Source organism: Vibrio ishigakensis (assembly GCF_024347675.1).
Classification (GTDB): Bacteria; Pseudomonadota; Gammaproteobacteria; order Enterobacterales; family Vibrionaceae; genus Vibrio; species Vibrio ishigakensis.
Window position 1 is genome coordinate 204,304 of sequence record NZ_AP024881.1, and the last position, 14,368, is coordinate 218,671.

General features: G+C 47.7%; 15 protein-coding genes. 9 read left to right on the top strand and 6 right to left on the bottom strand.

Annotated features, from left to right (window positions below; translation table 11 throughout):
• Positions 1-62 precede the first annotated feature (62 nt).
• The 9 genes from Pcarn_RS00945 (at position 63) to Pcarn_RS00985 (ending at position 8,913) form a co-directional block, all read left to right on the top strand.
• Positions 63-893, top strand: coding sequence for a Dam family site-specific DNA-(adenine-N6)-methyltransferase (locus tag Pcarn_RS00945; RefSeq protein ID WP_261834552.1), 831 nt, complete (start codon positions 63-65; stop codon positions 891-893).
• 82 nt (positions 894-975) lie between these two features.
• Positions 976-1,650 carry a ribulose-phosphate 3-epimerase gene (gene rpe / locus Pcarn_RS00950; RefSeq protein WP_261834553.1) on the top strand — a complete coding sequence of 225 codons (675 nt, stop codon included), beginning with the start codon at positions 976-978 and terminating at the stop codon, positions 1,648-1,650.
• The gene (locus tag Pcarn_RS00955; protein WP_261834554.1) at positions 1,643-2,320 is read left to right on the top strand and encodes a phosphoglycolate phosphatase; all 678 of its coding nucleotides are present in this window, start codon (positions 1,643-1,645) and stop codon (positions 2,318-2,320) included. Before rpe ends, Pcarn_RS00955 begins: the two co-directional genes overlap by 8 nt.
• Positions 2,321-2,452: 132 nt before the next feature.
• Entirely contained in the window at positions 2,453-3,478 is a 1,026-nt protein-coding gene (gene trpS, locus Pcarn_RS00960; RefSeq protein WP_261834555.1) for a tryptophan--tRNA ligase, read from the top strand.
• An 80-nt stretch (positions 3,479-3,558) separates the two neighbouring features.
• On the top strand, positions 3,559-4,143 hold the full coding sequence (locus tag Pcarn_RS00965) for an anthranilate synthase component II (protein ID WP_261834556.1): 585 nt from the start codon (positions 3,559-3,561) through the stop codon (positions 4,141-4,143).
• A gap of 216 nt (positions 4,144-4,359) precedes the next feature.
• Positions 4,360-5,571 carry an aspartate aminotransferase family protein gene (locus Pcarn_RS00970; RefSeq protein WP_261834557.1) on the top strand — a complete coding sequence of 404 codons (1,212 nt, stop codon included), beginning with the start codon at positions 4,360-4,362 and terminating at the stop codon, positions 5,569-5,571.
• A 24-nt stretch (positions 5,572-5,595) separates the two neighbouring features.
• The gene (gene astA / locus Pcarn_RS00975) at positions 5,596-6,615 is read left to right on the top strand and encodes an arginine N-succinyltransferase (RefSeq protein WP_261834558.1); all 1,020 of its coding nucleotides are present in this window, start codon (positions 5,596-5,598) and stop codon (positions 6,613-6,615) included.
• Positions 6,616-6,645: 30 nt separating this feature from the next.
• Complete coding sequence (gene astD / locus Pcarn_RS00980; protein WP_261834559.1) at positions 6,646-8,106, top strand: succinylglutamate-semialdehyde dehydrogenase; 1,461 nt, start codon at positions 6,646-6,648, stop codon at positions 8,104-8,106.
• A gap of 15 nt (positions 8,107-8,121) precedes the next feature.
• Positions 8,122-8,913, top strand: a complete 792-nt coding sequence (locus Pcarn_RS00985) for a DUF1338 domain-containing protein (protein WP_261834560.1) — start codon at positions 8,122-8,124, stop codon at positions 8,911-8,913.
• A gap of 50 nt (positions 8,914-8,963) precedes the next feature.
• On the opposite strand, the gene crp is transcribed toward Pcarn_RS00985, so the two are convergent.
• From crp to Pcarn_RS01015, 6 genes are all read right to left on the bottom strand, one after another.
• Positions 8,964-9,596, bottom strand: a complete 633-nt coding sequence (gene crp / locus Pcarn_RS00990) for a cAMP-activated global transcriptional regulator CRP (protein WP_261834561.1) — start codon at positions 9,594-9,596, stop codon at positions 8,964-8,966.
• Positions 9,597-9,809: 213 nt separating this feature from the next.
• Positions 9,810-10,679, bottom strand: a complete 870-nt coding sequence (locus Pcarn_RS00995) for a phosphoribulokinase (protein WP_261834562.1) — start codon at positions 10,677-10,679, stop codon at positions 9,810-9,812.
• Positions 10,680-10,702: 23 nt separating this feature from the next.
• Positions 10,703-10,924: a YheU family protein gene (locus Pcarn_RS01000; RefSeq protein ID WP_261834563.1), complete on the bottom strand. Its 222-nt coding sequence runs from the start codon at positions 10,922-10,924 to the stop codon at positions 10,703-10,705.
• On the bottom strand, positions 10,899-11,921 hold the full coding sequence (locus tag Pcarn_RS01005) for a hydrolase (protein ID WP_261834564.1): 1,023 nt from the start codon (positions 11,919-11,921) through the stop codon (positions 10,899-10,901). The genes Pcarn_RS01000 and Pcarn_RS01005 overlap by 26 nt, the downstream gene beginning before the upstream one ends.
• Before the next feature lie 4 nt (positions 11,922-11,925).
• Positions 11,926-12,384 carry a TIGR02444 family protein gene (locus Pcarn_RS01010; RefSeq protein WP_261834565.1) on the bottom strand — a complete coding sequence of 153 codons (459 nt, stop codon included), beginning with the start codon at positions 12,382-12,384 and terminating at the stop codon, positions 11,926-11,928.
• A complete protein-coding gene (locus tag Pcarn_RS01015; protein ID WP_261834566.1) occupies positions 12,381-14,309 on the bottom strand; it encodes an ABC transporter ATP-binding protein in 1,929 nt (642 codons plus the stop codon). The genes Pcarn_RS01010 and Pcarn_RS01015 overlap by 4 nt, the downstream gene beginning before the upstream one ends.
• Positions 14,310-14,368 lie beyond the last annotated feature (59 nt).

Consider the following 14,368-nt stretch of genomic DNA (forward strand, 5'->3'; position numbering starts at 1 on the left):
AGCCGACACGGTTTTTGTGGTACATTTCGCCCCCAGTTGAACAAGGGTAAACAAGACCAGCGATGAAGAAACAACGTGCCTTCTTAAAATGGGCAGGCGGAAAATACGGGTTAGTTGAAGACATTCAGCGCCACCTTCCGCAAGCGAAAAAGCTGGTAGAACCTTTTGTTGGGGCAGGCTCGGTATTTCTGAATACCGACTATGAGCAGTATTTGCTGGCTGATATCAACCCTGACCTTATCAATCTGTATAACCTGCTAAAGACCAACCCTCAGCCTTATATCGATGAGGCGAAGCGTTTGTTTACGCCAGAATACAATCAAAAGCAGGCCTATCTAGATATTCGTCGTCAGTTTAATGAAACCGATGATATTCAATTTCGTTCAGTTGCCTTCTTGTATATGAACCGTTTTGGTTTTAACGGTCTATGCCGTTACAACAAAAAGGGTGGCTTTAACGTACCTTTTGGTTCTTATAAGAAGCCATATTTCCCAGAAGCTGAGCTAGAGTTCTTTGCAGAAAAGGCGCAAAAGGCGACCTTTATCTGTGAGGGCTATAAAGAGACCTTTAAGCGAGTGCGCAAGGGCTGTGCGGTATATTGCGATCCACCTTATGCTCCTTTGTCGACCACGGCCAATTTCACCACCTATGCTGGGAACGGTTTCTCTTTGGATGATCAGGCAGCTCTAGCGGATGTTGCTGAGCGCGCCGCGACCTCTCGTGGCGTACCTGTGCTTATCTCCAACCACGATACTACGCTCACCCGCCGCTTGTACCATGGCGCTGAGCTTAACGTAGTTAAGGTGAAGCGTACTATCAGTCGCAACGGTGCTGGTCGTAACAAAGTCGACGAGCTTCTTGCACTATTTAAACCGCAACAGTCGCATCTGTAACAGAAACTGAAAACGGCTTTGAGTTCAGGTGGTGGCTTTTGTACAATTTTGCCGTCACTACACATCAACCTCGAGGCCTCAGATGAAAGACTTTCTAATCGCTCCATCCATTCTATCCGCAGATTTTGCTCGCTTGGGCGAAGACGTTGAGCGCGTTCTTGCTGCTGGAGCGGACGTGGTGCACTTCGATGTAATGGATAACCATTATGTTCCAAACCTGACCTTTGGTGCACCTATCTGTAAGGCCTTGAGAGATTACGGCATCACTGCACCTATCGATGTGCATCTTATGGTGAAGCCTGTTGATTCCATCATCCCTGACTTTGCCAAAGCCGGTGCCAGCATGATCACCTTCCATGTTGAGGCGTCTGAGCACGTTGATCGTACCTTACAGCTTATCAAGCAACACGGCTGTCAGGCAGGTGTAGTGTTAAACCCAGCAACGCCACTTTCTCATCTGGATTACATCATGGATAAGGTAGACCTGATCCTACTGATGTCGGTAAACCCAGGCTTTGGTGGTCAATCCTTTATCCCTCATACTCTAGATAAACTGCGTGAGGTGCGTAAGCGTATCGATGCAAGTGGTCGCGATATCCGTCTAGAGATTGACGGTGGTGTGAAGGCTGAGAATATCCGCGAAATCGCAGAAGCGGGCGCAGATATGTTTGTCGCGGGTTCGGCTATCTTCAATCAGCCTGATTACAAAGAGGTTATCGAACAGATGCGCGCTGAACTGGCCAAAGTTAATGGTTAAGTTTATCGCTTTTGATTTGGATGGCACGCTGGTAGACAGTGTGCCTGACCTTACGGTTGCCGTAGATAAGGCGATGCTTTCTATGGGGCGCGACGGCGTTTCTGAGGAGCAGGTTCGTGAATGGGTTGGCAATGGGGCAGATAACCTAGTCGCCCGAGCGCTAAGTCAAAGCTATCATATCGACCCCAGCATCAGTGATGAACTCAAGCTGCAGGCTCGAGTCGAGTTCGACCATTTCTATGCCGAGTGTGGTCATAATGAGAGTCACCTTTATCCGACGGTAAAAAATACCCTAGAACAGCTTTTTGCAGAGGGTTATCAATTGGCAATCGTCACCAATAAACCGGGGCAATTTGTTCCAGATATCTTAGAGCAACACCAGATCGCACATTTATTTGTTGAGGTGGTCGGTGGTGACGCTCTACCTAAGCGCAAGCCTGATCCTATGCCTCTTGAATATCTAATGGATAAATATGGTATGGCACATAATCAGATGATCTTGGTAGGTGATTCCAAAAACGATGTATTGGCAGCCAAGAATGCAGGTATTGGTTCGGTGGCGCTTCCATATGGTTATAACCATGGCGAGCCTATTGAAGACTCCAATCCGGACTTTTTGATTCAGCAGCTGTCGGGTCTTAAACAAGTGCTGCATCAGTTGAGTCAATAACTGACCAAGAAGCCATGCATTTTTAGCTATATCAGCGCAAAAAAGCGTTTTTTTGCTAGAAATATACTCGTTGATGAGTACACTGCTTTGTTCAACATTTGATTTAATTTGTAGTATTGAGGAAGTCATAACATGAGCACGAAACCTATTGTGTTAAGTGGTGTTCAACCGTCTGGTGAACTAAGCATTGGTAACTACCTAGGTGCTCTGCGTCAGTGGCATCAGATGCAAGATGATTATGACTGCCAATACTGCGTGGTAGACCTGCACGCGATCACTGTTCGCCAAGAGGCTGCAGCCCTGCGTGAGGCGACTCTAGATGCACTAGCCGTGTGTCTTGCAGTTGGCGTTGATCCTAAGAAGAGCACTCTATTTGTTCAGTCTCACGTACCAGAGCACGCTCAGCTAGGTTGGGTTCTTAACTGCTACACCCAAATGGGTGAGCTTAACCGTATGACTCAGTTCAAGGACAAGTCTCAGCGCTATGCTAACGATGTGAATGTAGGTCTGTATGACTATCCTGTGCTGATGGCTGCGGATATCCTACTGTATGGTGCACACCAAGTGCCTGTAGGTAATGATCAGAAGCAACACCTTGAGCTTGCTCGTGATATCGCGACTCGTTTCAACAACCTTTACGGCAGTGCAGAAGCGCCAATCTTCCAAGTTCCTGAACCGTACATTCCTAAGGTGAATGCGCGCGTAATGAGCCTGCAGGATGCGACCAAAAAGATGTCTAAGTCAGACGATAACCGCAAGAACGTTATCACTTTGCTTGAAGAGCCTAAATCGATCATCAAGAAGATTAACAAGGCGCAAACGGATCCAGATAACCCACCTCGCATCGCCTACGATGTAGAGAACAAGGCGGGTATTGCAAACCTTATGGGTCTTTACTCTGCAGCTACGGGCAAGACATTCGAAGAGATTGAAGCGCAATACCAAGGTGTGGAAATGTACGGTCCATTCAAGAAGGATGTAGGCCAGGCGCTTGTTGCTATGCTTGAGCCTATCCAGTCTGAGTACCACAGAATCCGCAATGACATTCCTTATCTAAATGAGGTAATGAAAGCGGGTGCTGATAAGGCTTCTGAGAAAGCAGCGGTAACTTTGGACAAGGTTTACCAAGCTGTGGGCTTTGTTCAGCGTCCTCGCTAAGCATCCCCAAGCTAAATAACTGTGTTAGAATGCCACCGCCCAAAGCGGTGGCATTGTTTTTTTGGAGCCAGGCTGTTCTCATGCTGTTGATTATCGATAACTACGACTCGTTTACTTACAACCTCTATCAGTACTTTTCTGAGCTAGGTTGTGAGACTCAAGTGGTGCGTAACGATGCCATCACCATACAAGAGATAGAAGAGTTGGCGCCGGAGGCTTTGGTTATCTCACCAGGACCTTGTACCCCAGATGATGCTGGTATCTCCCTTGAAGTTATTAATCACTTCATGGGTAAACTGCCCATTTTAGGTGTTTGCCTTGGTCACCAAGCCATAGCTCAGGTTTTAGGTGCCAATGTGGTGCGTGCTGAAAAGGTGATGCACGGTAAAACCACGGCTATTAGGCACAACGACTCGGGTGTGTTTACTGACCTCAATAATCCGCTAACGGTTACTCGCTACCATTCATTGGTAGTAGAGAAAGCGTCACTCCCTGCTTGCCTAGAGATGACCGCATGGACTGTCGATGATGCAGGTAATCCCCACGAAATTATGGGTTATAGACATACTTCTTTACCTATCGAAGGCGTACAGTTCCATCCAGAATCGATCAAGACCGAACAAGGTCACGAAATCCTGAAAAACTTTCTGAAACTGGTCTCATAACGAGCCGTTATTAGACCTAGCTCTTAGTACAATTATCTATCCTGCTTCACATTGTCTATATTTCATCCCGATTTAGGGGGGATTTATATACAGTTTACCCTTGAACTAGTTAATAAATTGTTAATACAATGCGCTTACAGAGGAAATCTCTTTTGAACTTTGTTATTAGCAAATTTTCTAACTTAGTGTCAGGAGAGGAAGTAAAAGGAGCACAACATGTTTTCAGAAGTAACCCGCAAAGATTTCGATGAGGTAATGCTACCTTGCTATAACCCGCTACCAATGATCCCTGTTAAAGGTGAAGGCTCGCATGTTTGGGACCAGCAGGATAAAGAGTATATCGACTTCGCTGGTGGTATTGCGGTGAGCTGTTTAGGCCATTGTCACCCAGTGATGGTGAATGCGCTAACAGAGCAAGCGAGCAAGTTGTGGCATTTAAGTAATGTGATGACAAATGAGCCGGCATTGCGTCTGGCTAAGAAGCTGATCGAGCTTAGCTTCGCCGACAAGGTTTTCTTTTCTAATTCGGGTGCGGAAGCAAACGAGGCAGCACTTAAACTGGCACGTCGTTATGCGGTAGACAAGTTTGGTCCAGAAAAATCCAAGATCATCGCCTTTAACCAAGGCTTCCATGGCCGCACCTTCTTTACTGTAACCGTTGGTGGTCAATCTGCATATTCAGATGGCTTTGGTCCTAAGCCGGGTGATGTAGAGCATATCCCATACAACGATATCGAAGCCTTCAAAGCGGCTATTTCAGACGAAACCTGTGCAGTAATGATGGAGCCACTACAAGGTGAGGGCGGTATCGTACCTCCAACTCCTGAGTTTGTGCAGACTGTGCGTGAGCTGTGTGACAAACATAATGCGCTGCTTATTTTCGATGAAGTACAAACCGGTAACGGCCGTACAGGTCATTTCTATGCATACCAAGGTCTGGGTGTGACTCCAGATATTCTAAGTACCGCTAAGTCACTAGGTGGCGGTTTCCCTATCGGTGCCATCCTAACTACCGATGAGATCGGTGCACACCTTAAAGTGGGTACCCATGGTTCTACTTATGGTGGTAACCCATTGGCTTGTGCGGTAGCTGAAGCCGTGGTTGATCACGTATCTGCAGCAGATGTGCTTGACGGCGTGAAAGAACGCGAGCAGCTTTTCCGAGCCGAGCTTGAGCGCATCAACGCTCAATACCCAATCTTTAAAGAGGTTCGTGGTAAAGGTCTGCTGATCGGTGCTGAGCTCGTAGACGAGTGGAAAGGCCGTGCACGTGACGTATTGGTAGCAGCAGGTGATGAGGGCTTAATGGTCCTAGTTGCTGGTGCTAATGTGGTTCGTTTCACCCCATCACTGGTTATCACCCCACAAGATATCAAGGAAGGATTTGCTCGCCTCGAAGCCGCAGTGGCGAAATTATATAACGCTTAAGTTTTCTATCAGGAGGATAGTGCGATGTTGGTAGTACGCCCAATAACCAAGGAAGATTATAACGCTCTCTATATGTGTGCAGAGGAGTCGGGGCATGGATTTACATCCTTGCCGGTGAACGAAACCCTGCTGAACAATCGAATCGATCATTCAATAAATAGCTTTGCTAAGCCCGATGTCACCGAACCCGGAGATGAGGGGTACTTGATGGTTGGGTTCGATAGTGAAACCGGTGAGGTAGCCGGCACTACAGGTATAGAGGCCGCGGTTGGTTGGGACGTACCATTTTATTCTTACCACATCAGCAAGGTGGTTCATTCATCCCAGGCTTTGGGGGTTAACAACGTAGTTCGTCTGTTGACTTTCGGCAATAATTACACCGGATGTTCTGAGATCTGTACCCTGTTTCTACGCCCGAGCTTTCGAGGCGGCCTCAACGGCAGATTGATGTCTAAGTGTCGCTTCTTAATGCTGGCAGAGCACCCACATAGATTCTCACAGACCATCTTTGCTGAGATGCGCGGTGTGTCTGATGCTGAGGGCAAGTCTCCATTCTGGGAATGGCTACAGGACCACTTTTTCTCTATAGATTTTACCCATGCAGATTATCTAACAGGTACAGGCAACAAGGGCTTTATTGCTGATTTGATGCCTAAGCTGCCTATCTATATCAACCTATTGAGCGAAGAAGCCCAAGCTGTGATTGGCAAGGTGCATGACAACACCAAACCTGCTTTGCGTCTTTTGCAAAAAGAAGGCTTTATCTGCCGTGATTATGTCGACATCTTCGATGCAGGTCCAACGGTTGAATGTGACCTAAACAATATCGATACCGTAAGGCAATCCTTCAGAGCTAAGGTCTCTATCGCTGAACACAGCAGCACACAGCACTATCTGATCTGTAATACCTCTTTTGAAAACTTCAGAGCGGTGGCTCAGCCGGCAGCCTTCGACAATGAATCCCAGACGGTGATCTTGTCTAGAGAGGTGGCAGAGGCTCTAGAGGTCGCCAGCGGTGATTGGGTGCGCATGACCGCACAATAGGTTCAATAAAACAAACAAGGAACGATTGGAATGACAACGCATTTTATTGCAGGGGAGTGGATCTCTGGCCAAGGCGCCGATATCCAGTCTCAGTCTCCGTATAACAGCCAAACTATCTGGCAAGGACACAGCGCAACTGAAGGTCAAGTAGAGCTAGCGGTAATGGCCGCACGCACTGGCTTTCTTAGTTGGAAAAAGAAGAGCTTTGCAGAGCGCGAACAGATAGTATTGCGCTTTGCAGATCTAGTAAAAGAAAACGCTGAGCTGATCGCTGAGACCATTTCTAAAGAGACGGGTAAACCTATCTGGGAAACTCGCACAGAAGCCGCTGCAATGGCGGGCAAGATAGGTCTATCCATCAAGTCTTATCACGAAAGAACCGGTACTAAACACAAGCAGGTAGGTGCCAACGATGTGACCTTACAACATCGCCCGCTGGGTGTGCTAGCTGTGTTTGGCCCATATAACTTTCCAGTACACCTTCCAAATGGACACATAGTTCCTGCACTTCTTGCTGGCAACACTGTGGTGTTTAAGCCATCTGATCTGACTCCGCTTTGTGGTGAGCTTGCAGTCAAACTATGGCAAGAAGCAGGCCTTCCATCGGGTGTGGTCAACCTAGTGCAAGGTGGTAAAGAAACGGGTATCGCACTAGCGAGTTCAAATAAGATCGATGGCCTATTGTTTACCGGTAGCGCTAATACCGGTCATATCCTGCATCGTCAGTTTGCGGGTCAGCCAGAGAAGATGTTGGCGCTAGAGATGGGGGGCAACAACCCGCTTATCGTCTCTGAAGAATATGGCGACTTAGATGCAGCTGTGTACACCATTATCCAGTCGGCGTTTATCAGTGCCGGTCAGCGTTGTACCTGTGCGCGTCGTCTTTACGTGCCGCAGGGTGAGGCCGGTGATGCTTTGGTCGCTCGTCTAGTAGAGGTGACTAAGCAGCTTAAGATGGACCAGCCGTTTGCAGACGACCAACCTTTCATGGGCACGCTCATCTCCCGCACTGCAGCGCAGCAGATCGTTGCTGCGGCAGAAGAGTTGGTAGGTAAGGGCGCAGAGTACCTTCTCAAAGGTGAGCTTGGTGAGAGTGCTTTCTTGTCTCCGACTATCCTTGAAGCTTCTGCTATCGATACCCTACCGGATGAAGAGTACTTCGGTCCACTGCTGCAGGTTGTGCGCTATTCTGGCTTTGAGAAGGCGATTGAGCTGGCTAACGACACTCAATATGGTTTATCGGCTGGGCTAATCTCGACGCGCGATGCTGAGTGGGAACAGTTCTCTGATGAGATCCGTGCCGGAATCGTGAACCGCAATCGCCCGATTACCGGAGCTAGCGGTGATGCACCATTTGGCGGCCCGGGTGCTTCTGGCAACCTAAGACCGAGCGCGTTTTACGCGGCGGATTATTGCGCGTATCCAATGGCATCTATCCACGGTGCTGAGCCATTATTGCCTGAGTCTCTATCACCGGGCATCACCATGTAATTTCAAGGAGGGAATATGGGAGCTGAACAACTGTTCGAGCAACTTTGGGGTGATTTTTGCGAGCGTCTGTGCCCGTCATCACACACGATTCATGAGTTGCTAAAGCAAGACCAAGCTTTGATTAACGACCACATCGCGTTGCGCACCTTTGGTGTCGACCCTGTGTCATTGCCGACTCTAGCCAAGCCTTTTATTGAGCTTGGTTACGAGAAAGGTGGCGACTATGTGTTCGAGAGTAAAAAGCTGATTGCAGAGCATTATCAGCACCCTGACCCTAAAATGCCAAAGGTGTTTATCAGCCAGCTTCAACTGCACCTGTGCTCGAATGAGTTGCGTAATGTTGTGCTTAAGCTGGTAGACCAAATCGATGCAGACAAGCTATCTGGCTCCGATTTCTTACATCAAGGTCGCTTGTGGGACCTTAGCTATGGTGAATATCAGATCCTAGCCAGCGAGAGTGAGTATGCAGCTTGGGTTGCGGCGCATGGCTATGGAGCGAATCATTTTACGGTAAGCGTGAATCAGTTGGCTGAGTATGAGGAAGTGGCTGAGGTGAACGGCTTTTTGAAGCAAAAAGGCTTTGCCATTAACAGCTCGGGTGGAGAAGTAAAAGGCTCTCCTAAGGTGTTATTAGAGCAGTCATCGACTATGGCGGACAAAGTGGACGTAGCATTCTCTGATGCTGTGCACTCTATCCCTGGTGGGTTCTACGAGTTTGCCAAGCGTTATCAAGATAACCAAGGCGAGCTCTACCATGGCTTTGTGGCCGCCTCGGCAGACAAGATATTCGAGAGCACCAACAATTAGGCATAAAAAAACCGCTACTAAGTAGCGGTTTTTTTGAATCTGAATTCGGCTTAGCGAGTACCATATACCACGATAGTCTTACCGTGAGCTGAGATAAGGTTCTGCTCTTCTAGCATCTTCAAGATACGACCTACTGTCTCACGAGAACAACCAACGATTTGGCCGATTTCTTGACGAGTGATCTTGATTTGCATGCCATCTGGGTGCGTCATAGCGTCAGGTTGTTTTGCAAGATTCAGTAGAGTCTGTGCGATACGACCAGTAACGTCTAGGAACGCCAAGTCACCAACTTTTTGGCTAGTTACTTGTAGGCGTTTCGCCATTTGTGAAGACAGACGCATTAGGATGTCTGGGTTCACTTGGATTAGCTGACGGAACTTCTTGAATGAGATCTCTGCAACTTCACAAGGTGATTTTGCACGAACCCAAGCTGTACGCTCTTGGTCTTCTTCAAAAAGACCTAGCTCACCGATGAAGTCGCCTTGGTTAAGGTAAGAAAGAATCATTTCTTTACCTTCTTCGTCCTTAATTAGAACGGCAACAGAGCCTTTGACGATGTAATACAAAGTTTCCGCTTTTTCACCAGCGTGGATCAGCGTACTTTTAGAAGGGTATTTGTGGATATGACAGTGGGACAAAAACCATTCTAATGTTGGATCCGTTTGAGGTTTACCTAAAACCATATTCTTATCTTCCTCTCTTTAGCGAGCATATTTGTATTGTTGCCTATGAGTGTTCAAGGCTTGTAGTTGCTGCTACTACTTTTATTTTGTACTACGAATAGTATCCTTTTTTTTGCCACATTTCTTGATTTTGATCGGTCAGAATTGCCGAAAATGTAAACAAAATTGTGGCTTTTATCACAGTCTCGGACAAGAGTGTGTGCTGTGTATCGTTTAGCCTATCTTTCCGGTTTCTAAAAGCTGTTGCAGGATAGGTCTGATAATCAGCTCCATCGCAAAGCTCATCTTGCCTCCCGGCACAACTAAGGTGTTGTGGCGAGACATAAAAGAGCCATCAATCATAGCCAGCAGATATGGGAAATCGACATTTTTAAATCCGCGCATTCGAATCACCACAAAACTCTCATCTAGGCTTGGGATACCTTTCGCATTTAGCGGGTTTGAGGTGTCTACGGTCGGAACGCGTTGAAAGTTGATATGTGTACGTGAAAATTGCGGGGTGATGTAATTCAGATAGTCGTCCATTGAGCGAACGATAGAGTCGGTAACCGCCTCTCGAGAATGACCACGATCGCGAGTATCACGAACGAATTTTTGTATCCACTCCAAGTTTACGATAGGCACCATGCCGATCAGAAGGTCCACATGCTTGGCCACATGACAGTTGTGGTCCACTACCGCGCCATGCAGGCCCTCATAGAAAAGCAGGTCGCTGTTCTCAGGCAGTTCTTGCCACGGAGTAAAGGTACCCGGCATCTGATTATAGGGAACTGCTTCATCGAAGGTGTGCAGATAACGGCGTACCTTACCTTCGCCTTTCTCACCGTACTCTTTAAAAAATTCTTCTAGGGCTGGGAAGTCGTTAGCCTCAGGGCCAAAGTAGCTGATGTGTTTACCTTGCTCTTTGGCTTTGCGAATAGCGACATCCATCTCGGGGCGAGTAAAGCGATGAAAGCTATCGCCTTCTACCCACGCAGCCTGAACCTTCATCATGTTGAACATCTTGCGAAAGGTTTCTGAGGTGGTGGTAGTGCCTGCTCCAGAAGAACCGGTTACCGCTATGATGGGATGCTTGGCTGACATGACGTTCCTTGTCGAATGTGAGTTTATAGTAGTTGTGAGTTTTGGCTTACTTTGATGTCTATTGTCTCATGCAATTCTGAATAGACGATGACAGCTTGTCCGTTTTTTAGCTGCATAAGCACCTGATCGACTTTGTCTTGTAGGCTTGCCTCGACACTTCCATAGTCTGTGCCTTCACGAAGCACGAATTCTTTGACTAGGTTTTCTAGGGTCTCAGGGCTAATTTCTTGCCAGGGTACGATCATGATTTACATCTTGGTAATAAATTGAAGATACAAATTTATCATAAAAAGCGGGAACCACCATCTCCAACCAGAATTTTGGTGACGAAGGAGTGCCCTGAATAAAGCCAACATGCCCGCCTTTTGGCATTAGGTGGTAGGTGATGTTGTCTGCCAGCTTGAAATTTGGGATGACCTCATCGGTCATAAAGGGGTCATCCTTGGCGTGGATCAGATTTATTGGAATAGAGGTCTGATTTAATTTAGGAAGGCCCGAACATTTTTGATAGTAGTCACGCGCATTCAAGAAACCATGCAAGGGAGCCGTAATCGCATCATCAAACTGATGAAGGAAGCGCATATTCTGTATGGTCTCTCTATCGATCCCAAGTTTGTCTTCCAACAGGTGAAGTTTTTGTAGGGCCGACTGCTTTAGCGAGCCCAATAGGTAACTGTTATAAAGCTTTGAAAAGCCACGCTCGATACGTTTGGAGCAGGCGGCTAAATCCAGTGGTGCCGAGATGATGGTCGCTTCATTCAGTAGAGGTTGGTCGGCGTACTTGGCTAAGTAGTTCACCAGCATGTTACCGCCAAGGGAGATGCCTACTGCTACTTTGGGATTGTATGGGAAGCGTTGGTGCAGGTGCTCTAAGAAAAGGCGCGCGTCTTCGGTTTCTCCCGAGTGGTAGGCTCTGGCCTGCTTGTTTGGTTTACCGCTACAACCGCGAAAGTGCATCATCACCGATAGCCAACCTCTTTGCGCAAAGGCTTGCATCAGACCATTAGCGTAAGGGCTGTTGAAACTTCCTTCTAGTCCATGAAAAAGCACAAAAATAGGTTTGCGATAGGCTTGAAGTTGATTCCAGTCTTCGCTCCAGGCGAGATCTAAAAAGTCACTGTCTGGGGTTTGGATGCACTCCCACATGGGAGTAAATAATGGCGCCTTGCGCACAAACCTAGGCAGCAGGGTCTGCAGGTGAGGGTTGGTCATGCTCCAATGTGGCTTGAATAGGGTATCCATACTTTTAATGCTTACTAAAGATAAAGGCTATGTGTTCCGCTCCCAGTTGATGGCAGTAGTCATCGGTTAAATGTGGCACCTCTACCTTATCTAACTGCAACTGATGGATGGCATCGACAATATCGGCTTGTTGCTGGCGCTCTAGGTGGAGTTCGAATTGCAGAGACTCACGATATAGGGTGTCAGGTAGGTGCTGCTTTGTTTTACGTCGCAGTTCGCGAAACTGGTGCAAAAGTGGCTCGGTGCGTCCAAGGCTTTGGAGCATTCGCGGCCACTCTTGGTTTGGAAAAGATAGCTGATGTTGATCGAGCCAACGAAGGGCAAGCAGTAGATTTACGTTGCCGTGAAATTGATTCTGTAGGGTAAGGCACGCCTCTTTGATTTCCCGCTCGGAGTAGTACTGTAGGCTAAATTGCCACAGGCTATCGATGGTCAAATTGCTATTGGGCGTGCTTTCCGTCATAGATTCAATTCTGCGTCCAGTTCAGCCTGCATACTCTCTAGGGTCTCTTGGTCACTCATCCATTCCATTTCGACCTCTTCGAGCTCCGCTTTGGCTTCGGCTTGTTGGCTTAAGACCTGAGTAAGTTTAGCCTTATTTTTCGCCTGATACATTTCTGTATCGCTAAGTTGCTCTTCAAAACCTTCTAAAGCTTGGTTGAGCTTATCCATATGGGTTTCGAGTTTAGTGATGTTCTTTCGTATCGGTGCGGTTAGCTTGCGAAACTCGGCCTGCTTACGCTTGAGGTCTTTTTTAGCCGCTGCTGAATTCTCTGTGCTTTTTGGATCAGCATTAGATTCGGCTTTTTTCTGTTGCTTTTGTTGCTCGGTCAGCCATTTGTAGTAATCCACAAGGTCGCCGTCGAAGGGCTCTACCATTTGATCGTGTACGAGATACAAATCATCTGTTGTCGCTTTCAATAGATACCTATCGTGACTGACGATTACCATAGCACCCTCGAAGGTTTGAAGGGCAAGGGTAAGTGCTTGACGCATATCCAGATCTAGGTGGTTGGTGGGTTCATCCAGAAGCAATAGGTTAGGTTTTTGCCAAACTAGCAAAGCTAGCACTAGGCGAGCCTTCTCACCCCCGGAGAATGGAGCAACCTTATCTAGAGCCTTATCTCCTTGGAAACCGAAACTACCTAGGTAATCACGCAACTGTTGTTCAGTATGCTTGGGCGCTATCTGCATCATGTGTTGCAGTGGTGTTTCCTCTGGATGGAGGGTCTCTAGTTGATGCTGAGCAAAGTAACCAATCTTCACACCTTGTGAGTAGGTACACTCACCGGCTTGCGGTTGCAACTCTCCGGAGAGCAATTTGATCAGAGTAGACTTACCCGCACCGTTGCGACCTAAAAGACCGATTCGACTGCCAGGAACTAGGTTTAGCTTGATCTGATCGAGAACGCGCTTGTCACCATAACCAGCACTGACTTGATCCATCATTACGATAGGGTTAGGCAGTGCATCTGGCTCTCTAAACTCGAAGCTAAATGGGTTATCAAACTGAGCGGGTAGTACCTTCTCCATGCGCTCGAGCGCCTTAATTCGGCTTTGTGCCTGCCTTGCTTTAGAGGCCTTGTAGCGGAAGCGGTCGATATAGCTTTGCATATGCGACATCTGCTTTTGCTGCTTCTGGTACATAGCCTGTTGCAACACTAGCTTCTCGGCACGCTGCTTCTCGAACGAAGAATAGTTGCCCGTATACTCGTTTAGGGTCTGGTTCTCGATATGAATGATTCGGTTGACCACAGGATCAAGGAAATCACGGTCGTGGGAGATAACTACGAGCGTGCCGCGGTAGCTCTGAAGCCAGCGCTCTAGCCACATTACCGCATCCAGATCTAAGTGGTTTGTTGGTTCATCCAGTAGTAGTAGGTCAGAGCGACACAATAGCGCTTGGGCTAGGTTGAGGCGCATACGCCAGCCACCAGAAAACTGGGTTAGGCTCCAATCCATTTGCGGTTGAGAAAAGCCCAGGCCATCGAGAAGCTCAGCGGCACGAGCACGGATAGAGTATCCACCTATGGTCTCAATCTTGCCATGCAGTTCTGCTACTTTAGTGCCATTGTTGTCTGCTTCAGCCTGAGCAAGGTCGGCCTCGAGCTGACGATATTCACGGTCACCATCGATCACATACTCTAGAGCTGAACGTTCTAGGGCAGGGGTCTCCTGTGCAACCCAAGCCAGCTCCCAATGTTTTGGCTGTTTGAAATCCCCTGCATCTATGGACAATTCATCCTTCATCAACGCAAACAGGGTGGATTTACCACAGCCGTTCTTGCCCACAAGGCCAACCTTGTCGCCGGGATGAATGGTCGCTGTCGCATTGTCGAGAAGTGCTTTACCACCGCGCAGCAGTTGGATTTCAGAGAAAGTAATCATGAGAGCCGTATATTGATAATCTTGGCAGGCATATTAGGCGTTAGTGTGTCAAAAGTCGA